The 24576-nt window shown below is 42.4% G+C and carries 22 protein-coding genes and 2 riboswitches; of the genes, 12 read left to right on the plus strand and 10 right to left on the minus strand.

What is annotated here, in order from left to right; genetic code table 11:
• Positions 1-5 precede the first annotated feature (5 nt).
• From QLQ22_RS08985 to QLQ22_RS09010, 6 genes are all read right to left on the minus strand, one after another.
• Positions 6-1013, minus strand: a complete 1008-nt coding sequence (locus QLQ22_RS08985; protein WP_223441441.1) for an ABC transporter permease — start codon at positions 1011-1013, stop codon at positions 6-8.
• Positions 949-2493 (minus strand): sugar ABC transporter ATP-binding protein, encoded by a 1545-nt coding sequence (locus tag QLQ22_RS08990; RefSeq protein WP_284016489.1) that lies wholly within the window; start codon positions 2491-2493, stop codon positions 949-951. Before QLQ22_RS08990 ends, QLQ22_RS08985 begins: the two co-directional genes overlap by 65 nt.
• A 2-nt stretch (positions 2494-2495) precedes the next feature.
• Positions 2496-3617 (minus strand): sugar ABC transporter substrate-binding protein, encoded by a 1122-nt coding sequence (locus QLQ22_RS08995; RefSeq protein WP_284016490.1) that lies wholly within the window; start codon positions 3615-3617, stop codon positions 2496-2498.
• Position 3618: 1 nt separating this feature from the next.
• A complete protein-coding gene (gene mtnA / locus QLQ22_RS09000) occupies positions 3619-4677 on the minus strand; it encodes an S-methyl-5-thioribose-1-phosphate isomerase (RefSeq protein WP_223441451.1) in 1059 nt (352 codons plus the stop codon).
• A 12-nt stretch (positions 4678-4689) separates the two neighbouring features.
• Positions 4690-5880, minus strand: a complete 1191-nt coding sequence (gene mtnK / locus QLQ22_RS09005) for an S-methyl-5-thioribose kinase (RefSeq protein WP_252208525.1) — start codon at positions 5878-5880, stop codon at positions 4690-4692.
• 96 nt (positions 5881-5976) lie between these two features.
• A riboswitch (SAM riboswitch) is annotated at positions 5977-6137 on the minus strand.
• A gap of 108 nt (positions 6138-6245) precedes the next feature.
• Positions 6246-7034: a carbon-nitrogen family hydrolase gene (locus QLQ22_RS09010; RefSeq protein ID WP_223441457.1), complete on the minus strand. Its 789-nt coding sequence runs from the start codon at positions 7032-7034 to the stop codon at positions 6246-6248.
• Positions 7035-7135: 101 nt separating this feature from the next.
• Here QLQ22_RS09010 and QLQ22_RS09015 point away from each other — a divergent pair, with 101 nt between their 5' ends.
• The 7 genes from QLQ22_RS09015 (at position 7136) to QLQ22_RS09045 (ending at position 13539) form a co-directional block, all read left to right on the plus strand.
• Entirely contained in the window at positions 7136-8308 is a 1173-nt protein-coding gene (locus tag QLQ22_RS09015; protein ID WP_284016492.1) for a pyridoxal phosphate-dependent aminotransferase, read from the plus strand.
• An 81-nt stretch (positions 8309-8389) separates the two neighbouring features.
• Positions 8390-8499, plus strand: a riboswitch (SAM riboswitch).
• A 220-nt stretch (positions 8500-8719) separates the two neighbouring features.
• Entirely contained in the window at positions 8720-9958 is a 1239-nt protein-coding gene (gene mtnW, locus QLQ22_RS09020) for a 2,3-diketo-5-methylthiopentyl-1-phosphate enolase (protein WP_284016493.1), read from the plus strand.
• Complete coding sequence (locus QLQ22_RS09025; protein WP_284016495.1) at positions 9955-10617, plus strand: 2-hydroxy-3-keto-5-methylthiopentenyl-1-phosphate phosphatase; 663 nt, start codon at positions 9955-9957, stop codon at positions 10615-10617. The genes mtnW and QLQ22_RS09025 overlap by 4 nt, the downstream gene beginning before the upstream one ends.
• Positions 10614-11252 carry a methylthioribulose 1-phosphate dehydratase gene (locus QLQ22_RS09030; protein WP_223441469.1) on the plus strand — a complete coding sequence of 213 codons (639 nt, stop codon included), beginning with the start codon at positions 10614-10616 and terminating at the stop codon, positions 11250-11252. The genes QLQ22_RS09025 and QLQ22_RS09030 overlap by 4 nt, the downstream gene beginning before the upstream one ends.
• A gap of 17 nt (positions 11253-11269) precedes the next feature.
• Positions 11270-11803 carry a 1,2-dihydroxy-3-keto-5-methylthiopentene dioxygenase gene (locus QLQ22_RS09035; protein WP_223441471.1) on the plus strand — a complete coding sequence of 178 codons (534 nt, stop codon included), beginning with the start codon at positions 11270-11272 and terminating at the stop codon, positions 11801-11803.
• A 349-nt stretch (positions 11804-12152) separates the two neighbouring features.
• Entirely contained in the window at positions 12153-12806 is a 654-nt protein-coding gene (gene cbpA / locus QLQ22_RS09040) for a cyclic di-AMP binding protein CbpA (RefSeq protein WP_223441474.1), read from the plus strand.
• Between the two features lie 484 nt (positions 12807-13290).
• Positions 13291-13539 (plus strand): aspartyl-phosphate phosphatase Spo0E family protein, encoded by a 249-nt coding sequence (locus QLQ22_RS09045; protein ID WP_223441476.1) that lies wholly within the window; start codon positions 13291-13293, stop codon positions 13537-13539.
• A 697-nt stretch (positions 13540-14236) separates the two neighbouring features.
• Here QLQ22_RS09045 and QLQ22_RS09050 read toward each other — a convergent pair.
• Positions 14237-14968: a ZIP family metal transporter gene (locus QLQ22_RS09050; protein ID WP_223441478.1), complete on the minus strand. Its 732-nt coding sequence runs from the start codon at positions 14966-14968 to the stop codon at positions 14237-14239.
• A 280-nt stretch (positions 14969-15248) separates the two neighbouring features.
• Between QLQ22_RS09050 and QLQ22_RS09055 the strand changes: the two genes are divergently transcribed.
• Positions 15249-16196, plus strand: coding sequence for an aldo/keto reductase family protein (locus QLQ22_RS09055; RefSeq protein ID WP_284016496.1), 948 nt, complete (start codon positions 15249-15251; stop codon positions 16194-16196).
• A 140-nt stretch (positions 16197-16336) separates the two neighbouring features.
• Here the strand turns inward: QLQ22_RS09055 and QLQ22_RS09060 are convergent, their stop codons facing one another.
• Positions 16337-17842 (minus strand): ATP-binding protein, encoded by a 1506-nt coding sequence (locus QLQ22_RS09060; protein WP_284016497.1) that lies wholly within the window; start codon positions 17840-17842, stop codon positions 16337-16339.
• 178 nt (positions 17843-18020) lie between these two features.
• Between QLQ22_RS09060 and QLQ22_RS09065 the strand changes: the two genes are divergently transcribed.
• Together QLQ22_RS09065 and QLQ22_RS09070 are read left to right on the plus strand one after the other, a co-directional pair.
• Complete coding sequence (locus tag QLQ22_RS09065; RefSeq protein WP_284016775.1) at positions 18021-19586, plus strand: bifunctional metallophosphatase/5'-nucleotidase; 1566 nt, start codon at positions 18021-18023, stop codon at positions 19584-19586.
• Positions 19587-19676: 90 nt separating this feature from the next.
• Positions 19677-20126 (plus strand): MarR family winged helix-turn-helix transcriptional regulator, encoded by a 450-nt coding sequence (locus QLQ22_RS09070; protein WP_223441488.1) that lies wholly within the window; start codon positions 19677-19679, stop codon positions 20124-20126.
• A 275-nt stretch (positions 20127-20401) separates the two neighbouring features.
• Here the strand turns inward: QLQ22_RS09070 and motB are convergent, their stop codons facing one another.
• The gene (gene motB / locus QLQ22_RS09075) at positions 20402-21157 is read right to left on the minus strand and encodes a flagellar motor protein MotB (RefSeq protein ID WP_223441490.1); all 756 of its coding nucleotides are present in this window, start codon (positions 21155-21157) and stop codon (positions 20402-20404) included.
• Positions 21150-21941, minus strand: coding sequence for a flagellar motor stator protein MotA (gene motA / locus QLQ22_RS09080; protein WP_284016500.1), 792 nt, complete (start codon positions 21939-21941; stop codon positions 21150-21152). The genes motB and motA overlap by 8 nt, the downstream gene beginning before the upstream one ends.
• Before the next feature lie 164 nt (positions 21942-22105).
• Here motA and QLQ22_RS09085 point away from each other — a divergent pair, with 164 nt between their 5' ends.
• A complete protein-coding gene (locus QLQ22_RS09085) occupies positions 22106-23800 on the plus strand; it encodes a M3 family oligoendopeptidase (RefSeq protein ID WP_284016501.1) in 1695 nt (564 codons plus the stop codon).
• A 124-nt stretch (positions 23801-23924) separates the two neighbouring features.
• Positions 23925-24563, plus strand: coding sequence for a VOC family protein (locus QLQ22_RS09090; protein WP_223441498.1), 639 nt, complete (start codon positions 23925-23927; stop codon positions 24561-24563).
• Positions 24564-24576: the final 13 nt, after the last annotated feature.

Genomic DNA, 24576 nt, shown 5'->3' on the forward strand with positions numbered 1-24576 from the left:
TCGCTCTACTTTTTTTGTAAATGTGACAATGCCAGCGCACCGACTAAAATTGCTCCTTTAATGATGTCCTGAGCATAATAGGGAACGTTCAGCATGGTTAACCCGTTCAGCAATATGCCGATTAGGATGGCACCAAAGAACGTGCCAATGACATTTGGTTTGCCTGCTCCGAAGACGGAAATGCCGATGAACGCAGCAGCTACTCCGTCCATTAAAAGCGGGGCACCGGCAGAAACCTGTCCGGTCCCAATACGTGATGCAAGGATAATTCCTGCAATCGCTGCAAAAACGCCGCTCAGCACATAGGCATATGTACGATATCGGTTAACAGGTATACCTGACAGTCTTGCAGCTTCCCGGTTTCCGCCTGTCATATAAAATAGCCGGCCGGGCTTCGTATACTGCAAAAACAGGTGAACAAGAATGACAGTTATGATCATCAGCAGAGCTGAAAATGGGATGGAAAATAAACTGCCTTGTCCGATGAACAGAAAGGACGGAATAAATTTCCCAGTTGCAGTACCGCCGCCTTCAAGAGGCATGCTGTTATAAATGGAATACCCCTTTGTGTACGTCAAGTGAATACCGTTTACTATATACATGACTGCAAGTGTTGCAAGCAGATCCGGAAGCTTTACTTTTACGACTAAAAAAGAATTGATTAATCCAACTGCGATACCGATCACGATTGGGATAATCAGCGCAACCAGCAATTCCTGTCTGAATAATACGAGAGCAGCCGCACTTCCAATTGTGGCAAGACTGACAGTGGAGCCCACAGATAAATCAAAACCATCAACAATCAGAGAAAAGGTAATGCCGATTGCAACAAACGTTACGATTGAAATGGACCGCAGGATGTCACTGAAATTCGAATAGGTTAAAAATTCGTCCACCGCGATGCTGAAGTAGATGGTAACTGCTAAAATGACGAGCATCGTGCCGTGTTTATACAAAAAGGGCAGAATGCTCCTTTGTTTTTTTGTCTTGATGACGACGGCTTCCTCCATCATCTTCACCTCCTGATGCATAATAAATGAGCTTTTCAATCGTTGCTTCCTCGTGTGTGAGGACTTTGGCCACTTTTCCTTTATTTAAAATAATGATGCGGTCGGCAACCTCCAGCAGTTCCTCCCACTCACCGGAAAAATAGACAATTCCTTTTCCTTCAGCCGCAAGCTTGTGAATCAGCTGAAATACTTCTTTTTTTGCACCTACATCAATCCCTTTTGTCGGTTCATCGAAAAGAAAGAGAGAAGAATCAGTGTTAAGCCATTTTCCAATTACGACCTTCTGCTGGTTTCCTCCGCTCAGCAGACTTGTGGAAATAGAAGGGGATGCTGCAGAAATGTTTAACCTGCTGATCAGCCGGTTGGCTAAGGCATGTTCCTTTTGCTTTGAAATCCACAGGCTGCTTGCGATGGAGCGAAGCGACTGGATCGACAAATTCACCGATACAGGTTCATGAACAAACAATCCCTGTTTTCTTCTCTCTTCAGGAATCAGGCAAATGCCTGATTTAATGGCGGCTGCAGGGGAGGTGATTTTAACCCGTTTTCCGCTGAGCTCAATCAAAGCTTTAGTGGAGCTTAGGCCATATAAAGCCTCAGCAAGCTCTGTTTTTCCAGCTCCTGCAAGACCTGCTACTCCTACAATTTCTCCTTCATGAACATTGAAGCTTAGTTTGCTGCCGAACTTTTCAACCACTATATTTTCTGCATGGAATAAAGGTTTATCGAATGTTTTTCTAGTTTTTTTCTTCTCAATTTGAAAAGCGGTGCCAATCATATGCTTTACGATCTCTGCAATTTCGATATCAGCGGTATCACCGCTGTGTACAACGCTGCCATCCCGTAAAATTGTCACTCTGTCGCAGATCTCTTTTACTTCTGAGAGCTTATGAGAGATATAGATAATCGCTGCACCTTCTGCGCGCAGCTGCCTGATGATTTTAAAGAGAATCTTGGTTTCGGTATCGCTGAGAGGAGCTGTCGGCTCATCTAAAATGATGTAAGCAGCAGATGCAGAAAGGGTTTTTGCAAGTAAGATCAGCTGCTTTTCCTGCAGAGTGCACTCCTGAACGAGCTTGCTGACATTAATGCTGAGGCCAACCCTCTGCAGCAGGTTTTCTGCGTCAGCTTTAAGCTTTCTGTAAGAAATGGCAGCTGACTTCTGATCAGGGATGTTTGCCACGTTTTCATAGACTGTGAGAGTTGGGAAGAGGGCAGTGTCCACTTCCTGAACAACAAACCCAATTCCAGCTTTTTTAGCATCAGAAGGATGATGAAAGACAGAAGCTTTGCCGTTTATGTGAATGGTTCCATGATCGGGCTTGCAGTCACCGGACAGGATTTTCATCAGCGTGCTTTTGCCTGCGCCATTCATTCCGAGAAGCGCATGAACCTCGCCTTTTTTGGCAGTAAAGGAAACGCCTTTTAAGACAGTTGCTTCGCCAAAAGATTTGTATATGTCATCCATGATGAGGGAGCTCATGTTTATTCCCCCTTCGTTTCAAGTGTTTTCATCCATGGTGAAGTGGCTACCGCTGAAGTGCCCCAGCCTGGAACATATTCTGAGAGAGAGTCCATTTTAATAGATTGATCCGGAAGAGCTGATCCTTCAACAAGATGCGGTTCCAAGGAATAAATGTTAGGTGTTTCTTCACCGGCGATCTTTTGATAAGCAAAGCGAACCTGTACGCGGCCGACTTCGGCAGGATCCGTGGCAGCAGTCGCTGCCCATGGGCTGTTTTCCTGCTGCATCAGCTCTAGGTCTTCATCACTTAAGTCAATTCCGTATACTTTAATTTCATCACGGCCGGCTTGCTTGATCGCCCGCGTTGCTCCTTTTGCAAATTCATCCCATGCTGCAAAGACGGCATCAATATCGCCTTTATTAGGATGTTTTTTCAAAATGGCTTCCATCTGTGTTTGAGTATCTAAAGCGGTATTGGCGCTTGCAGTACCAAATTTAGCCACTTCTTTAATGTTTGGATAACGCTGTTTGAACGCTTCATAGATGGTGTGGCGTCTTTCCATTGGCGTAAAGCCGGCGACCCAAACCGTAACGATTTCACCTTCGCCGTTTAAGTCTTCAGCTAATGTTTTAAGTGATTTCCAGGCAAGGCTGTAATCGTCCTGGTCAATGACAGTTACGCCGTCTACATCGATGTCACTGTCAAAGGCTACTACAGGGATTCCATTGGCTGCAGCTTTTTCTACAGGGCCTTGGAGGGCATCTGCACGGCCGTGGTCAATTAAAATAGCATCAACGTTTTGCGTGATGGCTGTTTCTACATATGTAGCCATTTTTGATAAGTCGTTATCGGCGTTGTAAATTTGGACAGATCCGCCGAACTTTTTGACCTGCTCCTGAACACCGGAGATGTATTGAGAAGAAAATGTTCCAATTGACATCTGCATGATCGCTGCAATTTTCAGCGGTTTTTGCACGGCTTCAGGTACTTCGGTGCTGCCGGAAGCCGCAGCCGTTTCTTCTTTTTTCTCTTCTGCAGCTTTTGGTTCTGTATCGGATGCAGCATCCTGTTCACTTGTGCACCCGGTTAAAAGAAAGACAAACAATGTAAGTAAAATAAATGCCTGCTTAAACCCTTTCACTTTAGAATTCCCCCTTAAATACTTTCTGAATTTCTGAGCTGTAATCACCGGATAAAACGCCTTTTTCTGTAATGATTCCCGTGATCAAATGATGGGGAGTTACGTCAAAAGCAGGGTTGAACACTTTAACGTGATCCGGGGCAATCTGCTGCCCGCCAAAATGCGTAATTTCCTTGGGATCCCGTTCCTCAATTGGAATTTCTGCACCGCTTTTCGTTTCAGTATCAAAAGTAGAAAGAGGTGCGGCTACGTAAAACGGGATTTGAAAGGCGCCAGCTAAAAGAGCCAGGTTATACGTCCCGATTTTATTGGCAGTATCCCCATTTGCCGCAATGCGGTCTGCCCCTACAATGATGGCGGAAATGCCTTTTGAAAAAATCGTGTGTGCAGCCATATTGTCCGTAATCAGCGTCACATCGACATCTGCCTGCAGGAGCTCCCATGTGGTCAGACGCGCCCCTTGCAAAACAGGGCGGGTTTCACATGCATAAACGGATAGACTGATGTTTTTTTCTTTAGCAAGATAGAAGGGAGCGAGAGCCGTGCCGTAACGTGCAGTAGCAATTGATCCAGCATTGCAGATCGTCATGACGGAATCGCCGTTTTTAAAAAGCGGGAGGGCATGCTCGCCAATTCTGCGGCACGTTGCTTCGTCTTCTACTTGGATTTGAATGGCCTCATGAAGCAGGTCGGTTTTCGCTTCGTTAACGGAAACGGCACCCTGCACGCTTTTTACAAGCCTGCCAAGGGCCCAGAATAAATTAACAGCAGTAGGTCTTGAGCTTGCAAGATAATCATGATCGCGGTCAAGCAGCAGGTGAAATTCCTCTAAATTCTCGGTTTCATACTGTTTAGCAGCGAGCGCAAGCCCAAAAGCTGCGGTTATTCCGATTGCAGGAGCACCGCGCACTTTTAATGCCTTAATCGCTTCCCAAACGTCTGAAATCGTCTGAAGTTTGATATACTCTGTCACAGCAGGCAGTTTTTGCTGATCAAGCAGGCGGATATACGTTTCTTTCCATTCGACAGAACGGGGAATAATTGTATTTGTAAATGACATGATGAATTCTCCTTATCTGACAGGTACTTGTTTAAAAGATTCTGCAAGGTCGGCAGTCGTTTTAATCGATTGACGATTTTTCACAAGCTTGCTTCCTAAATCAAGCGCACGCTGTTTTGCTTCAATTTTGCGCTCATAAGGCTCGATGGAATCAAGATCCGCTACATGAGCGAGACCGATCGTGCGTCTGATGATTTCAATGCCGGCAAAACCAATTGCATCTTCAAATGCTTTCTCCAGGATAAAAGAAAGATAGCCGTCAACTTTTGCGAAAGCTTCCAGACTGTCATTCTTCCATGCTTTTGAAAATTCTTCTTCAAAAACGGCCCATGCGGTCTCGATATGATCTAAAAGAACCTGCTGATTTGCTTCATCTCTGGAAATGGCGTTCATTAAAAGATTGGCGAAAAAATGTCCAAGATCAAATCCAATCGGACCATAGTAGGCAAATTCAGGGTCAATTACCTTCGTTTCCGTTTCACTTGCAAAAATACTTCCTGTATGAAGATCTCCGTGAACAAGCGTTTCAGCTTCTGTGAGAAATTTATGCTTTAATTTAGCCACTTCAAGCTTTAAATGACTATCATTCCAAATGTTTTCAGCATCCTGCCTCAGCTCTTCTTCAAAGCTGTTTGAATCATAGTCGAAAAACGGGTCGGTAAAGACGAAATCTTCAGTTATTTTGCAAAGGTCGGGATTCGAAAATTGTTTGACCAGCTGCTTTTTTGCCTGCGGATTCAGTGCAAAATCAGAATTATAGAATAATGTCTTTCCTAAAAATTCGCCGATATGTCTTCCTAATAGCGGGAATTCTCTGCCTTCTATCAATCCGGCTCTAGCAATCTGCAAATGTGAGAGATCCTCCATTGCTGTGATCGCTAAAGTTTCATCCGTGTAGTAAATCTTTGGCACATATGCACTTGCCACTTCAGCCTGCTTCAGCAGGGCGCTGCTTTCGATTCTGGCGCGGTCAAGAGTAAGCGGCCAGCTCTCGCCGATTACTTTTGCATACGGAAGGGCTTGTTTGATGATGATTCCATTTTGATTCTGATTTACAATGTGAAAAACAAGGTTCAAGTTGCCGTCGCCAATTTCCCTGCATGACAGGACACTTTTTTCTTCAAACAACCCCAGTCTGGTGACAAGAGCTACAGCGGCGCTTTCAGTTAACGGTTCATAAGCAGATGATCGATAGTTTGACATGGTTTATAACCCTCCAGTTTTATAATTAGAGGCTTTTCGGGCAATAAGAAAAGCCTCTTCCACAGTGAAAGAGGCTTGAAGGCATAGGCTTCGCACCTCTTATCTGCCAGAAAGAACTTCTTTCTGTTGGAATTAGCACCGTGCCTTGTAGGAGTAATCTCCCCGCGCATAAAAAACTGCGCCCCATTTTACAATGGTTTTACGGTCGGTTGCTGGGCGTCATCGGGCCAAATCCCTCAGCCTACTCTTGATAAGAGATAGTATGAAATTAAAGGTTGGTGATAAAAAAATGTATTCGCACAATTTGGAATTTATCACTTGTTCTGAATGTTAACAGGTATGACGAAAAACTGTCAATACTTTTTTTAAGAGTAAAAATCAGGAAGTCTGTCTTTGAAAATAGGAATTTGTTTCCTGATTTCTTTAACTTTCTCCATCTGAAGGACTGCCGTAAGCGAGGTTTGCTCTGTCCCGGCTTCAGCTAAAATTTCTCCCCACGGATCGATTATCATCGAGTGACCGGCGAATTCATTATTCGGATCACTGCCTGAGCGGTTGCAGGCTACAACAAAACATTGATTTTCAATTGCACGGCTGATCAGCATGGATCTCCAGTGATGCAGTCTTGGGAGCGGCCATTCTGCCACAACGTAAAGGATTTCTGCTCCTTGTGCTGTATGAACGCGGATCCATTCAGGGAATCGAATGTCATAGCAAATCACTCCGGCACTTTGCAGACCGTCAAGCTGAAACAGGCCTTTTTCGGTTCCGCCGTTTAGATAAAGGTGCTCATCCATCAGTTTGAAAAGATGCAGCTTGCTGTATTCATGGTTAAGCTCGCCTTGGCGATTAAAAACATACATTGTGTTCGTGACGCCTGCCTCTGTTTTTTTCGCAACAGAACCTGCCACAATATTAACTTCATATGTTTTAGCCAGACTGCTGACCAGAGCGATTGTTTTGCTGCCGTTTGGGTCTGCGATCTCGTCGAGCCTAGTAAGATCATAGCCTGTTGTCCACAGTTCAGGCAGAACAATTACGTCAGGTTTTTCAGATGCTGCTATTTTTTCTATTTCTTTTTTTACCGTTTCAATATTTGCTTCAGGGTCACCAAAAACAAGGTCTATTTGCAGGCATGCCACTTTTGGATTCATCAATCTTCATCTCCGCCTCGAAAATTTTTCTTTACAAGCTGACTCTAACAATATATGATTTTTCACTAGAATTTCAAGAATTTTTTGAGAAGGTGTAAAACATGAAAAACTTCAATCAATCACAGTTATTAAATAAGCTTCCAAAGCAGTTTTTTGCAAGTCTCGTAGCAAGAGTGAATGCAAGTATCGAAGCGGGACATGACGTTATTAATCTTGGACAGGGGAATCCTGATCAGCCGACACCGCCCCACATTGTTAAGGCTCTTCAGGAGGCAGCGGAAAATCCGGACTATCACAAATATTCCCCGTTCCGCGGACAGAAATTTCTTAAAGAAGCAATTGCGGAATTTTACAAGCGGGAGTATGGTGTAACACTTAATGCTGACAAAGAAGTGGCCATTTTGTTTGGCGGAAAAGCGGGGCTTGTTGAAATTCCGCAATGTTTACTGGACCCGGATGATTTAGTTCTCGTGCCGGATCCCGGATATCCTGACTATTGGTCTGGGGTAGAGCTTGCCCGGGCCAGGATGGAATTTATGCCGCTGGTAAAAGATAATCAGTTTTTGCCGGATTATGGGCAACTTTCTGAAGAAGCGAAGAAACAGGCAAAGCTAATGTTTCTGAATTACCCGAACAATCCGACCGGTGCTGTTGCCTCAAAAGAATTCTTTGAAGAAACAGTCGCGTTTGCAAAAGAAAATGAAATTTGTGTGATTCATGATTTTGCCTATGGCGCCATTGGGTTCGACGGAAAAAAACCTGTCAGCTTTTTGGAAGTTGAAGGAGCGAAAGAAACTGGGATAGAAATCTATACACTCTCGAAGACGTATAATATGGCGGGCTGGAGGATTGGCTTTGCGATTGGCAATGAAAGTGTCATTGAAGCGATTAATCTGCTGCAGGATCACATGTTTGTCAGTGTGTTCAGTGCTGTCCAAGAAGCTGCTGCAGCTGCCCTGCTTGAATCACAGAGCTGTGTGGATGAATTGGTGGAGCGGTATGAAAGCAGACGCCATGCATTCATAACTGCTCTTAACGAAATTGGCTGGCAGGTTGAAGCGCCGCCAGGGTCGTTTTTTGCCTGGCTGCCTGTTCCGGAAGGCTATACGTCAGAATCCTTTGCCGAATATCTCCTCCTTCATGCACATGTCTGTGTGGCGCCGGGTGTCGGTTTTGGGAAATTCGGAGAAGGCTATGTAAGGGCAGGACTTTTAACCTCAGAAGAAAGACTGAGAGAAGCAGCAGCACGGATAAAATCTTTGAATTTATTTTAAAATGGCGGTTGACAGTCTTTTGAAAAAATGTTATAATCCAAATTAATTTCAGGTTATTCAGAACATAAAATAAATAAGCCATTCTTATCAAGAGCAGGTGGAGGGACTAGCCCGATGAAGCCCGGCAACCGACTTAAACCAAGGTTTAAGCACGGTGCTAAATCTTGCAGCATTTCGCTGATAGATAAGGATCTTAGCCAAGTCAGATAAGGTCTCTTTTCGATTAGCGGAAAGGGGCCTTTTTTATTTATTTAGAATGTATAAAATTTTGCGCATTGATGGCAAACTGAGTCGTCCAGCTCCTCGGCCAGAACAAAAAAGTCAAAACCGGACTTTTCTGCTGGTTTTGCCATGCCTGAGCTAAACTGGCGCTTGCGCATTTCTAAAACTGTTATGGAAGGCGGTACAAACATGAGCGGCATTACAGCAACCTATCTCATCCATGATGAAAAAAACTTAGAAAAAAAAGCAGAAGGGATTGCCCTTGGGTTAACCGTTGGGTCCTGGACGGATCTTCCGGAACTGACTCAGATACAATTGAAGCAGCACAAAGGGAAGGTCATCTCTGTAGAAGAATTTGAGGCTGATGATAAGGTTTCAGCTTTTTTAAACAAACGCGTTAAAAAAGGCATCGTTAAAATTTTTTACCCTGGCGTAAATTTCAGCCATGATTTGCCGGCGATTCTTGCGACTGTGTTTGGAAAACTGTCTCTTGACGGCGAAGTAAAGCTTCAGGACCTGGATTTTTCAGAAGATATTCTTGCTGAGTTTCAAGGTCCTAAATTCGGCATCAGCGGCATCCGTGAAAAACTTGGTGTATATGACAGACCTTTGCTTATGAGTATTTTTAAAGGTGTCATCGGACGTGATCTCGCTTTTTTAAAGAATCAGCTTAAAGATCAGGTGCTTGGCGGGGTTGATTTGGTGAAAGACGATGAAATTCTTTTTGAAAATCCGCTGACACCTTTTGACCAGCGGATTACTGCCGGAAAAGAAGTGTTAAACAAGGTTTATGAGGAGACCGGTCATAAGGCGATGTACGCGGTTCATTTATCAGGCAAAACGTATGATTTAAAAGAAAAAGCAAAGCGTGCGGCAGAGCTTGGAGCAGATGCCCTATTGCTTAATGTTTTTGCCTACGGCCTTGACGTGCTTCAAAGCCTGGCAGAGGACAAAGACATCAACATTCCGCTTATGGCTCATCCAGCTGTCAGCGGTGCATTGGCATCATCCTCACTATATGGAATCTCGCATTCTCTTTTACTCGGAAAATTGCTGAGATACAGCGGAGCCGATTTTTCTCTGTTTCCATCCCCTTATGGAAGTGTTGCGCTTGAGCGGGAAGCGGCCCTTTCCATAGGTGCAGCTTGTAAAGAAAACGTGCTCCTGAAGGAAACATTCCCTGTGCCTTCAGCAGGGATTCATCCAGGACTCGTCCCTATCTTAATCCAGGATTTCGGGTTAGATAGCGTGATTAACGCAGGCGGAGGTGTCCACGGACATCCAAACGGCGCTGCTGCAGGCGGAAAAGCTTTCCGTGCAGCGATCGATGCGGCATTACAAGGCATCTCCTTGACTGAAAAAGCAAATGAAAATGCGGATTTGAGAATCGCGCTGGATCTTTGGGGGCAGGTGGAAGTGAGCAAATGAGCAAGCCGATTATCATCTGTGATTTCGACGGAACAATAACAAACAATGACAACATTATTGCCATCATGAAGAAGTTTGCACCGCCAGAATGGAATGCTTTAAAGGATGATGTATTAAGACAGCGGATTTCTGTCCGGGCAGGAGTAGAGAAGATGTTTCGGCTGATTCCATCAGAGCTGAAATATGATATTATTCAATACTTGCTTTTTACGGCTCAGCTTCGCGATGGATTCCGTGAATTTGTTCAATATACGGAGGAGGAAGAAATCCCTCTGTATATCGTAAGCGGAGGCATTGATTTTTTTGTTCACCCATTGTTGAATGGCTTGGTTGACAGGGACCGTGTTTACTGCAATGCAGGTGATTTCAGCGGTCAGGCAATTGAAATCTTATGGCCAAACTCATGTGATGATCAGTGCAGCAATGACTGTGGCTGCTGCAAGCCGAGTTTAATCAGGAAGCTTGCTGCTCCTGATCAGGAAGTCATTGTCATTGGTGATTCAGTTACGGATTTAGAGGCTGCAAAACTTGCAGACTTTGTGTTTGCAAGAGATTTTCTTCTGGGAAAATGCCAGTCTTTAGACCTTCCGCATCAGGAATTTACTACGTTCTTTGATGTGATAGATAGACTTAAGAAAAAGCAGGAGGCGGTATCATGAGTCTTTTAAATCAACGCTTGCGCGAGCTTGCAGCGGTTAAACGCGAGCTTGCTGAGAGGGACTGGTTTCCAGGTACAAGCGGAAACCTCGCGATTAAGGTAAAAACAGAGCCGCTCTCGTTTTTAGTGACTTCAAGCGGTAAGGATAAACGGATTGAAACGGATGAAGATTTCCTATTGGTCGATCAGAATGGAGCTGCCCTTGAAGAAACAAAGCTGAAGCCTTCTGCTGAAACCCTGCTTCATGTTGAAATCTATAATCGTACGAACGCAGGCTGCAGCCTCCACGTCCATACTGTTGACAACAATGTCATCTCTGAGCTCTACGGCGATGACGGCGGCGTTACGTTTAAAGGACAGGAAATCATTAAAGCATTTGGTCTTTGGGAAGAAGATGCAGAGTGGCATATTCCGATTATTGAAAATGCGGCTCATATACCGGATCTCGCAGCTGACTTTGGCAAGTATGTGAACGGAAACTCCGGTGCTGTTTTGATCCGCAATCATGGCATTACCGTTTGGGGCAAGGATGCTTTCGAAGCCAAAAAAGTGCTGGAAGCATGTGAATTTCTATTTTCCTATCATTTAAAAGTCCTATCTTTAAAACAAGCTAAATCGCTCACATTAAGAGCTTAACAATAGGAGGAATTATAATGGCAACGATACGATTACAGGAAACAAATGAAAGAATCGCTGATCAAAAGGCGGTAGCTGCCTTTCTTGAGTCTCAAGAAGTCATTTATGAGCACTGGGATATCGAGAAGCTGCCGGAAGCTTTAAGAGAGAATTACAGTCTTGCTGATGAGCAAAAAGAGGAAATTCTGCAAGTATTCAAGGATGAAATCGCAGACATCTCAGAGCGTCGCGGCTACAAGGCACAGGATGTCATCTCTTTATCTGAGAGCACGCCGAATCTTGATCAACTATTGAAAAATTTTCAGCAGGAGCATCATCACACAGATGACGAAGTACGCTTCATCGTCAGCGGCCACGGCATATTCATCATACAGGGAAAAGACGGCTCATTTTTTGATGTTGAACTCAACCCCGGCGACTTAATCTCCGTACCGCCAAACATACGCCACTACTTTACTCTTCAGGAGGACCGCAAAGTTGTCGCAGTCCGCATTTTCGTTACATCTGAAGGCTGGGTGCCAATTTACGAAAAAGAAGAGCAGCAGGCATAATTGGAAATCCTCTTCACCTTGATGGTGAAGGGGGTTTTTTTATTCTGAAAGTAAAGGATTTTAGTCAGCAGAACAAGAATGAATGATTCGAATAGGACATCAGCTGCACAGAATGATTTAAAATAAACTTTGACTTATGCAATTTGAATCAAGGAGGAGAAAACCTTGTAAAGCGAGCACAATCTGAATCCAATCGAACATAATTAACAGCACTAAAATCCTTAAGCTGGATGCAAGAAAATGAGCAGGGCCAGAAGAAAATTCAAAATCATTTTAATTTTCTTTACTCTCTGATGTTTCTATGGTAAATTTTCAACAATAAATAAGCATAAAAGGGAGGATTGGAAAGATGAAGATTCGCTACAATTTCGTGAAAAAAGAGGATGTAAGATACTGTAAGGCGGAAAGCACGGTAAAGGAAGCTTATGAATTGCTGAAGGAGTCAGGGTATCGGAGCATTCCCGTTCTTAGAGAGAATGGCACAGTGTTTGCCGGCTTAATCTATAAAGTTGATCTCCTGGATCATTATGTAGAAAAGGAGGGCAAGGATGAGGATTCGATCGAGGCTCTGATTCAGGATCAGGATGCTTTTGTTTATGAAGAGGATTCATTCTTTAAGACATTCCTTACCATCAGACGTCTTCCATTTTTAGCTGTGCTGAATGATAAAGAGGAATTTTCAGGCATTATTACGCATGGTAATGTCATGGATGTACTTGAGGATTCGTTTGGAATGAAGACAGGCGGTTATATTCTGACAGTCGGCACGAAAGAGCATAAAGGCGCGATTAAAGATCTTGTCTCAACGATTAAGGATGTGAACATCGAAGGACTCCTGACACTCGATAATGGCGATACATATTTAAGAAGAATCATCATCAATCTCTCCCATGACGTTTCTGAGAAAAAGCTGAATAAAATAATTAAGAAGCTGGAAGAAAAAGATTTCCGGGTAACGTCAGTTGATGATGTGAATCTCGGAGAAAAAGTATTAACAAAGTAAAAGGAATTTCATTAAAAAAACAGCAGCCGAGCTATTCGATCTGCTGTTTTTCTTTGCCAATAAAGTTGTTTATGCCTTTTAATATTGGACATAGCAGCAAAAACGATTGAATATTTTACAAATTTTGACAAACGTTATGGCGTGTGTTTAGCTGAAAGTCTGGAATAATCCAGTCAAATGTCCAGTTCTGCAGCTGCTGAAGAAACAGTAGAAAAAGCTGATAAATTTGGTCATGAAGCAGATCCTTATTAAAGAGCCTGAGAGCTCTTTTTTCTTTTATAATAAATCCGGCATTATTTGTTTAAACTCTCGCAAATTCGGGAAAAACTTGGTATTAAATAAAATTAACAAAATTGTCATATTATTTCTCAATATTATTGTCGAATATTGCTAATCTATTTACAAGTATAGAAGTATCTGTAATAATTTATTTGTATATTTATTCCCAATATAGATACTTAAGAGATGAGGCGGAGGGAAGAAAATGACAATTGAAATGAGCAAGTCTCAATTATTGGCAAGTATTGATTCTAAACGCAAGGAAATGATCGATACAGCAAGAGCAGGCGGATATACGTGCGAGGGCGCTGTTCAATGCAGTCAGGAATTGGACATGCTGCTAAATAAATATCAGCAAATTCTTTTTGAAGAAGAAAATAAAACGAATCCACCATTTCTGCAATTTATTGAGTCTATGAAGAAATGGACGGCAAGAGATGGCTTAACTATATAAAAAACCTAATACTCGCGGGAGAAACAGGCTCCGTTTTATGAGTGGAAAAACTGAACATAGTTGAAAAAGGGTACTAAATTGCACAGCAATTTGTACCTTTTTTTATTGTTATTTTAACATCTTGGTGTGCTGAAGAATAAGGGGAGAGCGGTTTTACGGACTCAGCATGCCTGCCCAAAGCTAGTTTGAAGGTTTTCAGTTACTATCTGCACAATTGAGTATCACTGCTTTTGAGTAATCGTGTTTCGGGAAATCAACCGCCGTCTATGATTCCCTAAAACCCAAGAGCAGATTTATTTGAGGAATCAATCGTACTCTATGATTCCCTAAAATCTAAGAGCAGATCTATTTGAGGAATCAATCGTGCTCAATGATTCCCTAAATTCAAAGAGTAGTTCTATTTGAGGAATCAATCGCGCTCTATGATTCCCCAAAATCCGAGAGAGGTCCAGTTTGAGGAATCAACCGCCATTCCAATTGGCATATGAATTAACGGGAAACAAAATGAATTTTGTTCAATTCTTAATATAAATATAAAAACGCCCAGATAAATAAGTCGGGCGTTTTATTGTGCTATTCACTTAACCAAATAACCTGATATTTTACTTGCCAACTTGAGAAAAACGTTTTCCGCATCCAAAAAGGAACCCGTTACTCGGGGGAGTATTTGGTTTGACTATATGTTTTGGAGCTTTTCTTATAAGGCTTCAATCAGTACGATCATAAAGAGAATGCCGAGAATAAATGAATAGGTCGCATTCCGCTCGTTGCCGTCCCCGTGGCTTTCGGGAATCAATTCTTTATAGATGATGAACAGCATGGCTCCAGCTGCAAAAGACAGACCATAAGGTACAAGGTTTTCTACAAATGAAGTTAAATAAAAACCAAGCAGCGAAGTGACAATTTCAACAGCACCTGTCATCGTCGCGATTAGCAAGGCTTTAAATTTGCCGATATTCTGGTTAATAAGGAACAGGGCAACCAAAAATCCTTCTGGAGCATTTTGAAGCCCGATGGCGAAAGCGATCAAATTTCCAGTTTCACTTTGATCTGATGCGTAGCTTACACCAACTGATAATCCTTCAGGCAGATTATGCAATGTGATGGCAGCAACAATCAGCATTGCCTTTTGGTCAAATTCGATTCCGTATCTCGAATGTTCAAGATCGATGTGGGGGATTTTCTTTTCAAGTGTTGTTAAAACAAGCACGCCCAGAAAAAGTCCCGCACAAACCTGAAATACTCCACCCTGGTTCAGTGCCTCAGGCAGAAGGCTCATCATTGATGCAGCCATCATGATGCCTGCTGTAAAGGCGAGCAGGATATCTCTCCATCTATGCGTAATGGTTTTTTGAAGAAACAGAATGGGAAGTGCTCCAAATCCTGTTGCTAGAGCTGATAACGTACTGCCGATTAAAACCTCAGTCATGGTTGAACTCCTTTTCGTGCATGTATGTAATAGCCATATTATAGCCGAAAAAAAACCAAAAAAGATAGCGAAAGAATTCATTCTTGTTTTTTCGCCATATGAGGTTATTTTTTTCAGCATATTATTATATTCCTGCTAATAATCACAAAGATATAGAAGGAAATGATCCATCTTGTCGGTTAATGTCGATAGGTGAACACTTCTCTCCCTTTACGATTTTTGAAATTTCTGATAAGTTAAAGACAAAGGAATTTCATCATGTACAGCAGGGGGAATAGGGATGCAATATCGAAGGCTAGGAAGATCAGGGTTAAAAGTGAGTGAAATCAGTCTTGGAAGCTGGCTTACATTCGGCAAAACAGTTGATGAGCGGTCAGCAGCAGACATAATTCATAAGGCGTATGAAGCGGGAATCAACTTTTTCGACAGCGCGAATGTGTATGAGCGCGGAAAAGCAGAAATTGTCATGTCAAGGGCACTTAAGTCGTTTCCAAGGGATTCATATGTTCTGACGACAAAAGCTTTCTGGCCAATGGGGGACGGGCCGAACGATAAGGGGTTATCAAGAAAGCATATTATGGAACAGGTCCATGCAAGCTTAAAGAGGATGGATCTTGAATATGTCGATATTTTTTACTGTCACAGATATGATCATGAAACACCTCTTGATGAAACATTGCGGGCAATTGATGATCTTATTCGCCAAGGGAAGATCTTATATGCAGGAGTCAGCGAATGGACGGCTGCGCAAATACAGGAAGCCATGAGTGTGGCTGACCGCTACCTGCTTGACCGGATCATTGTGAATCAGCCGCAGTATAATATGTTACACCGTGATATTGAAGAAGAAATTATTCCAATGTGCGAAAATGCCGGCGTTTCACAAGTTGTGTGGTCACCGCTTGCACAGGGGATTTTAACAGGGAAATATAAAGAAGGTTTAATCCCTAAGGGAAGCCGTGCATCCGGTGAAAACGTGAATTCATGGATGAAGAAAATCCTGAATGATATGGTGAACCGAAAAGTGGAGCTTCTGGATCAGCTTGCAAAGGACCACGACATCACACTTGCCCAGCTTGCTCTTGCCTGGACGCTGAGGCAGCATAATGTGGCAAGCACCCTTGTCGGTTCTTCCCACCCGGAGCAGATTATTGAAAACGCGAAGGCTTCAGACGTTGCATTAGGGTATAATGCGCTGCAGCGTATTGAAGAGATCTTAACGAGCTGAAGAATTACATATTAACAAGCGCCATGGTCAAGCTCCGATAGGCGGAGCCGTGCTGACCGGTAGTTAGGCGCTTCCTCTTGCCATAAATGCGAAAATTTTTAATTCATCTAACTAAAAAAAGAGTGAAAAGCATCTGCTTTTCACTCTTTTTCTGATAAAGGAAGAATAATCGTCACTTTCGTCCCTTTATCTAAAACACTGTCAATGGCGATCGTGCCTTTGTACATAGAGATGATGCGCTTGCATACGACAAGTCCGAGCCCTGTGCCGGTATCTTTCATTGTAAAGAAAGGGTGAAAGATTTTTGTAATGACATCTTCCGGTATGCCTTTTCCCGTGTCGATTACTCTGATTACAGCGAAATCTTCCTGTTTTTGCACTTCAATGGTTAATCTGCCTTCATTTTTGTCGATTGCTTCTAAGGAATTTTTCGCTAAATTCAGCAGCACCTGTTTGATATGATCCTTTGTGCAATTAATTAGCAGAGGTTCTTTATATAACCGGATATCCATTTCTGTATTATAAAGGTTAGCTTCAGACCCCAGCAGCGGAGATAATTCAAGCACGATCGCATTAATATCATGGTCTGCGTGGTGATGGGCAGTCGGTTTCCCGAGCACTAAAAATTCGCTGACAATTTCATTAATGCGCTGGATCTCTTTATCGATGACAGAAAAATAAAACTGATCTTCAGAGTCCTTGTATTTCTCCTGCAAAAGCTGAATGAACCCTTTTATACCTGTCAGCGGATTTCTGATTTCGTGGGCAGTGCTTGCTGCAAGCATTCCGACAAGCTCTACTTTTTGAGCATCTATTTGGCTTTGTTCAATTAAAGCTCTTCTTTTTAAGAGGAAATTTTGAATGAGAATAAAAATGATATTTAAGATTCCGAATGTGATCAGCATGTAAATGATCATGTCTTTTGCATGTTTAAGACTTATCTCTGAATCAGGCACACCCTCAAGCTTCCACGCAATCTGATCAAGGTAAACCCGGACAGGCTCCAATTTTGATAGCTCATTTTCGCTGCCGGATGCAAAAAGTACATGATTGCTTTCATTTACTACATTAATATGCAATCTGGGACTGATGACGTTCATGATATTTTTAAGATAATCTACTTTTAAAGCTGCTACTAATAAGTTTGTTACTTCGCCTTTCTCATTAAAAATGGGGGTGCAAATGGAAACAATATATCCTCCGGTAATATTTCCGAAGTAGGCGTCTGATACAGTCGATTGTTTAGTCGCAATGGCACTTCTGAAAAAAGCCCGGTTTTGAAGGTTGACTGTTTTCATCAATTTTCTGGAACCGGCAGTAATGTCACCGTTCTTATGAACAAAATAAAGTCCTGAAAAACGCGGTTCCTGGTCATACGCCTGCATGAGCACACGCCGAATTTTATCCTCGTCCTTTTCTTCTTCAAGCACAAGCGCCATCGATTCCAGTCTTGCTTTTGTATCTTGAATTAAATTATCGATCTGATTTTTATGAATGTTGATCATGAATGCTGCTTCAGAACGATGGAGATCCATCACTTTGTCTTTTTGGTAAAAATAAATGCATGTATTGATTAGAAGGGATGGAATCAGCACGATCAGAAAATAGATCGATGCTTTTTTTAATCGATTAGGATCTTTCAGCAAAGTTATCGCCCCAAATAAAAGATTGCCCGATTAAGAGCATACTATTCGAATTATAAACCATTTAATTTGAATGTACTAGGAATGAAAGCTGAATTCCGCTCGAAACTAAAAGCGCGTTTCTTCTATTGTAGAGAAAGGGGATGTTCGGTATGATGGAAAGAAAAGGGAGGGGTTTCTCATAGAAACAGTGAGACTGACAATCTTGCAGACGAGTGACATTCATGGTCATATTCTTCCGCTAATATACAGCACAAATGAGGAACAATGCCTGGGTCTTGCAAAAATTTCAACGGTCATCAAAAAAGAGAGGAACGAACATGATAACGTCCTTCTTATTGATAATGGAGATTGCATCCAGGGAACCCCGCTTACATACTATTATGCGAAAAAAGCTGCAGATCAGAAGAACCCTGTCATAGCGGCTATGAATGCGCTTGGCTATGATGCAGCGGTAATCGGCAATCATGAGTTCAACTACGGCAGTGATTTTTTGAAAAAAGCTGCGGATCAATCTGAATTCCCATGGCTGTCAGCTAATATCAAAGAAAACGGAGAGCCATTATTAGGCAAACCTTATATAATGAAGAATTACTGCGGTGTAAAGGTTGCGGTGCTGGGGGTAACAACACATTATATCCCGAACTGGGAAGATCCGAAGCATATAAAAGAGCTCTCCTTTCACGATGCTTTTCAATCGGCCAAACATTGGACTGAATATATTAGGAAGAATGAGTTGCCTGATCTTCTCATCGTCTCATACCATGGCGGTTTTGAACGTGATCTTAAGACGGGAGAACCGACAGAAGTGCTTACAGGCGAGAATCAGGCCTATCAATTTTGCCATGAGATTGAGGGGATTGATGTCTTGCTCACCGGTCATCAGCATCGCTCCATTTCAGGTGAAATAAACGGAGTAACGGTGATTCAGCCTGGCTTTAATGGACGTTTTGCCGGAAAAATTGAGATCACCTTCTCGGTTAATGATAACGGAACATGCGTTAAAGAGAAATCACCATTGCTTGTAGACCTAACTATGATTGAAACAGATCAGAGCATAATAGAATTAATTCAGCCTTTCGAAAGAGAGACACAAAAGTGGCTGGATCAGCCAATTGGAAAGATCAACGGGAACATGCTGATCGAAGACCCTTTCGCAGCACGCATGGTGAAAACAGCTTTTATAGAATTTATTAATAAGGTACAAATGGATGCATCAGGCACGGAAATCTCAAACACGGCTCTTTTTGATAATTCATCAAGAGGCTTTCCTGAAAATCCGACCATGCGAGACATAGTTTCAAATTATATCTATCCGAATACCTTGAAGGTGCTGCGTTTGAAAGGGAGGGACATAAGAGCCGCTCTTGAACGTTCAGCCTCATATTTTATGTGCGGAGAGGACGGCGCAGTTATTGTGAATCCGAAGTTTCAGGATCCGAAGCCTCAGCACTATAACTATGACATGTGGGAAGGAATTGAGTACATACTTGATGTCTCAAAACCAATCGGCGAGCGGGTCGTGCTTCTTGAGAAAGAAGGAAAGCCGCTGGAACATGATGGGGAATATGACGTTGTAATGAATAATTACAGGGCCTCAGGCGGAGGAGAATACACAATGTTCAAAGGAAAAGAAGTCATTAAAGAAGTTCCTGTTGATATGTCTGAGCTGATTGCGAACCATTTACTTGAGAAAAAAGAAGTACAAGCTTCTCTCAATCATAATTGGAAGGTCATTTGTTCTTAAAATCACTCTGCTATATTGACATTTCAGCTTTCATTTTGTATCATTATTATTTAGAATTCAAGATATTTAGTTATCGAAGGATTGATGAAAATGAAAGAACAAGAGCAAATCGAACAATCGTTAAAATTATTTATCGTTTTATCCCGTGCACACCGCGCGATAAATGATCAAGTGAATAAACACATCTCAAGCTTCGGGCTGAACCCAACAGAATTTGCCGTGCTTGAGCTCCTTTATCATAAGGGAGAACAGCCCCTTCAGCAAATTGGCGGGAAGATTCTATTAGCAAGCGGAAGCATCACATACGTAGTCGACAAGCTTGAACAAAAAGAACTGCTTGTCCGAAAAGCATGTGACAAGGACCGCCGCGTTACCTTTGCTCAAATTACGGATAAAGGCAAGAAATTGATCGAGAGTATTTTTCCATCTCATCAAGAGCGGTTAGATGAAATTGTCGGCATTCTGACATCAGAAGAAAAGCAGATCGTTATTGATCTTATAAAAAAAGTCGGCTATCATGCACGGGATCTTCAAGATTAAAACACTTTCTAAATAGGAAGTGTTTTTTTTTTGGAGAGATGGCGATTTCTGCAGTTAGCCGGAATGTGTGACTGGAATGGACTCCTCAATTTTTTCCATTCGGTTAAAATCTTTTTCTGGCCAGCCCTTGGGTAATCCAGTTCTGAATATTGACTATATCAGCCGCAATATCATTCACACGCCGGATGTATGTACGTCAAGCCTCCTAATTGGCCTCGCCGGTGGACCATTACAGTTCATCTTTCAATAAAAAAGTGTCCACATTGGACACTTTTTTACTGGTTCTGCTCAATCGGAAGAATCAAAATCTCGACCCTGCGGTTTTTTTGCTGGCCTTCTTTTGTTTTGTTGTCTGCAACTGGATTGTACTCCCCAAACCCTTTTGCTGAGAAGGCTCTAGGATCAAGCTGCCCGTTTTCAAGCAAAAGCTTCATGAAATTTACAGCGCGCATTACACTTAAGTGCCAATTAGATTCAAACTCCGCGTTCTGGATCGGCACGTTGTCTGTGTGACCGCTGACGATAATATTGCGAGGAGGATTCATGACTAATAGCTTTGAAATTTCCTTCGCCAGCTGTTCATCTTTCTTGCGGATGGAGGAATTGCCCGAATCAAAAAAGATATCATTTAAAATGGTAATGAGAAGACCTTCATCCGTCAGAGTGGTTTTTAATTGTGTTTCAAGACTGTTGGCAGCAATATAGGCATTCACTTTTTTCTGAATTTCTTTTAATTTCTCCTGCTCGAGTGTTTCCTGCTTTTCTTTATCCGGATTCTTTTCCTTCTCTTGATCCAGCTTTTCCATCTCACCGTCAGGGATCGGACTTGGATATTCAAGTACGCCTGTTCCGCCTGTGAACGTGCTGTTGAACGCCCGGGCAAGCATTTGGAATTTCTGTGCGTCTACTGAGCTCATCGCAAAAAGGACAATGAAGAGGGCAAGCAATAGCGTTAATAAATCCGCATAGGGCAAAAGCCAGGATTCATCAACATGCTCTTCCTCGTTTTTCTGTTTTTTCTTTCTAGCCATCTAACCTCTCTCCTTCAACGAAAAGCTGTTTTCTTTCGTGTGCAGGAAGGTAGGTGGCAAGCTTTTGTTCAATGGCTTTCGGGGCCTGACCTTCAAGAACAGATAACACTCCTTCAATCATGACGTGCTTTACTTTTGCTTCCTGCCTGGATTTTCTTTTGAGTTTATTTGCAAAAGGATGCCACAAAACATATCCCGTGAAAATCCCCATGAGGGTTGCTACAAATGCTGCTCCAATCGCTTTCCCTAATTCATCCGTATTATCCATATGTGAAAGAGCAGCGATTAATCCGACAACTGCTCCAAGTACTCCAAGGGTAGGGGCGTATGTGCCTGCCTGTGAAAAGATGGATGCTCCTGCTGAGTGGCGTTCTTCCATGGCATCAATTTCTTCCGTCATGACATCCCGGATAAATTCAGCATTTTGTCCGTCAACAGCCATGCTCAGCCCATTTTTTAAAAATGAATCTTCAACATCCGAAATCTTAGCTTCAAGTGCAAGCAGCCCTTCTTTTCTCGCAATCTGGGCCCATTCGGAAAACATGGGAATCAGTTCTTGAATGCTGTGTGATTGCTGCTCCTTAAAAATAACGCCGAAGAGCTTCGGCACTCTTTTAATCTCGCTTGTGGGAAATGCGGTTACGACAGTAGCGATCGTTCCGGCAATTATAATCAGCAATGCAGCCGGATTCAGCAGGACAGCCGGGCTGACACCCTTCATAAACATGCCGACACCAACTGCGACAAGGCCTAAAATTAATCCAATAAGCGACGTTTTATCCATATTCTCACCAAATCTTTCTTTCGTTACGTTTTGTTACTGTTTATATCGTCATCTTTTTATGAACTTTAAGCGCATATTGAAAAGAGAAAGAGAGGAATCATGGCTTTTTTCGCGAATTAAGAGGAGGGAAAGTTATTATTTTAAGAGAAAGTGGGGAAATACATATGAATTTTCAGGAATACGAATACAAAAGACCGGTTAAGGAAGAATTTGAAGCAGCGTTTCATAAGGCGCTTGAATTATTTAAGCAGGCAGAAAGCTTAGAAAAGCAGGAAGCGGCGCTTGATCAGCTGAATGTCATCCGCGGCAACCTTTCTACAGCCTTCAATCTTTGCTACATCCGCCATACGATTGATACAAATGATGAGTTTTACAAAGAAGAGCAGGACTATCTTGATGAGCTTGAACCGCATATTAAAGCAATGGATACGGAGTTTTACAAAGCGCTTGTCAGCTCAAATTTCCGCAATGAATTGGAAGAGAAATACGGGAAACAGCTTTTTGCCCTTGCTGACGCCCAGATGAAAACATTCTCCCCTGAAGTACTTGAAGATCTGCAAAAAGAAAACAAACTCGCGACAGAATATACGAAGCTTGTTGCCTCTGCAAAAATTGAGTTTGACGGAAAAGAATACACACTCGCACAGCTTGAACCGCTGCTTGAATCAAAAGAGCGCGACAAGAGAAAACGTGCATCAGACGCATACTTTGGCTTTTATGCTGAAAATGGAGAAAAACTCGATGAGATTTTTGACAAGCTCGTAAAAGTCCGGACACTCATTGCAAAGAAATTAGGCTTTGCGAATTTTGTGGAGCTTGGCTACGAAAGAATGCAGCGCATTGATTTTAATGCAGACATGGCGAAGAACTTCCGTGATCAGATCAAGGAATACATCGTGCCGATGGCCTCTCGATTAAGAGAACGCCAGCAAGAACGTTTAGGGCTTGATACTCTTGCTTTTCCGGATGAAAAGCTTCAATTTACAACTGGAAATGCTACTCCTAAAGGGGATGCAGAGTGGATTATCGAGAATGGGAAAAAGATGTATGAAGAGCTGTCGGGAGAAACAAATGAATTCTTTGATTTTATGATTGAACGGAATCTGATGGATCTGCTTGCTCAAAAAGGAAAAGCAGGCGGCGGATACTGCACATATATTGAAGATTACAAAGCTCCATATATCTTCGCGAACTTTAACGGTACAAGCGGAGATATTGATGTTTTGACACACGAAGCAGGTCATGCATTCCAAGTGTATATGAGCCGTCATTTCAATTTATCTGAATATCACTTCCCAACACATGAGGCTTGTGAAATTCATTCCATGAGCATGGAATTTTTCACTTGGCCTTGGATGGAAACCTTCTTTAAGGAAGATACGGAAAAGTATAAATTCAGCCATTTAAGCGGAGCTCTGTTATTCTTGCCATATGGTGTAACTGTCGATGAGTTCCAGCATTTCATCTATGAAAATCCGGATGCCACTCCAAAGGAACGCAAACAGGCATGGAGAGAGATTGAACGGAAATACTTGCCGCACCGCAATTACGAGGATAACGAATTCTTGGAAGAAGGCGGATTCTGGCAGCGTCAGGGACATATCTTTAATTCTCCTTTCTATTATATTGACTACACACTTGCTCAGATTTGTGCGCTGCAGTTCTGGAAAAAGATGCATGAAAATAAAGAACAGGCATGGGCGGATTATCTCCATCTCTGCAAACAGGGTGGAAGCCAATCATTCCTGGAATTAGTAAAGACTGCGAACTTGATCTCACCTTTTGAAGATGGATGTGTACAATCGGTCACAGGCGACATTCGAGAGTGGCTTGAGAACGTGGATGACAAAAACCTTTAATGTAAATGCCGTCAGCATATGCTGGCGGTTTTTTCGTCTGTTAGTCGGACAAAAGATCAGTATAAAGAATGAATTCAAACTCTCGCACTTCTTTTAAAATTAAGAAAAGAGAGGAGAGATGGAAATGAAATTTGTGCATGTGCAGTTAGAGTGTAAACATCTTGAAGAAATGAAAGAATTCTACACGGGTATTTTAAAGATGAGATTAACAGATGAAAAAAAGGATCGTTTTACCGTGAAAGCAGGTTTGAGCAGCTTAACTTTTATAAAAGCAGAAAACCGTGCCTATTATCATTTATGCTTCAGAACAAATATATCGTTTTTTGACGTCATGTTTAAGGAATTAGAGAGTCTTCTGCTGCAAAATGAAGAAGGCGAAGTGAGCTTATACTGGAAAGGAAAACAGGCTTATTTTCATGATCCTGAAGGAAATGTGCTTGAAATGCTTGAAAGGACGGAGGCTCCAGATCATCTGTTAGACTGGCATGATGCATTTGAAGTTGGGCTGCCATGTGAAAATATTGACGAAATGCGGAAGGAAATAGCTTTTTTGACTAATCAATATGGGGCTGAATCTGACTCGTTCGCTTTTTTCGGAAATGGTGATGGCTCTGTCGTTGTGGTGAAAGAAGGCAGGCACTGGTACCCGACACAAAGAGGTTCAGAGATTCACCCGATTGTACTTGAAGTCGAGGATAAGGCTGAGTTTGTGTACCGACACCCAGTATATCCTTATAAAATTATTGCAAAAAAAGAGTGCTGAATTCCTCCAAGTC

The sequence above is a fragment of the Metabacillus hrfriensis genome (assembly GCF_030127205.1).
GTDB classification, from domain to species: Bacteria; Bacillota; Bacilli; order Bacillales; family Bacillaceae; genus Bacillus_P; species Bacillus_P dongyingensis.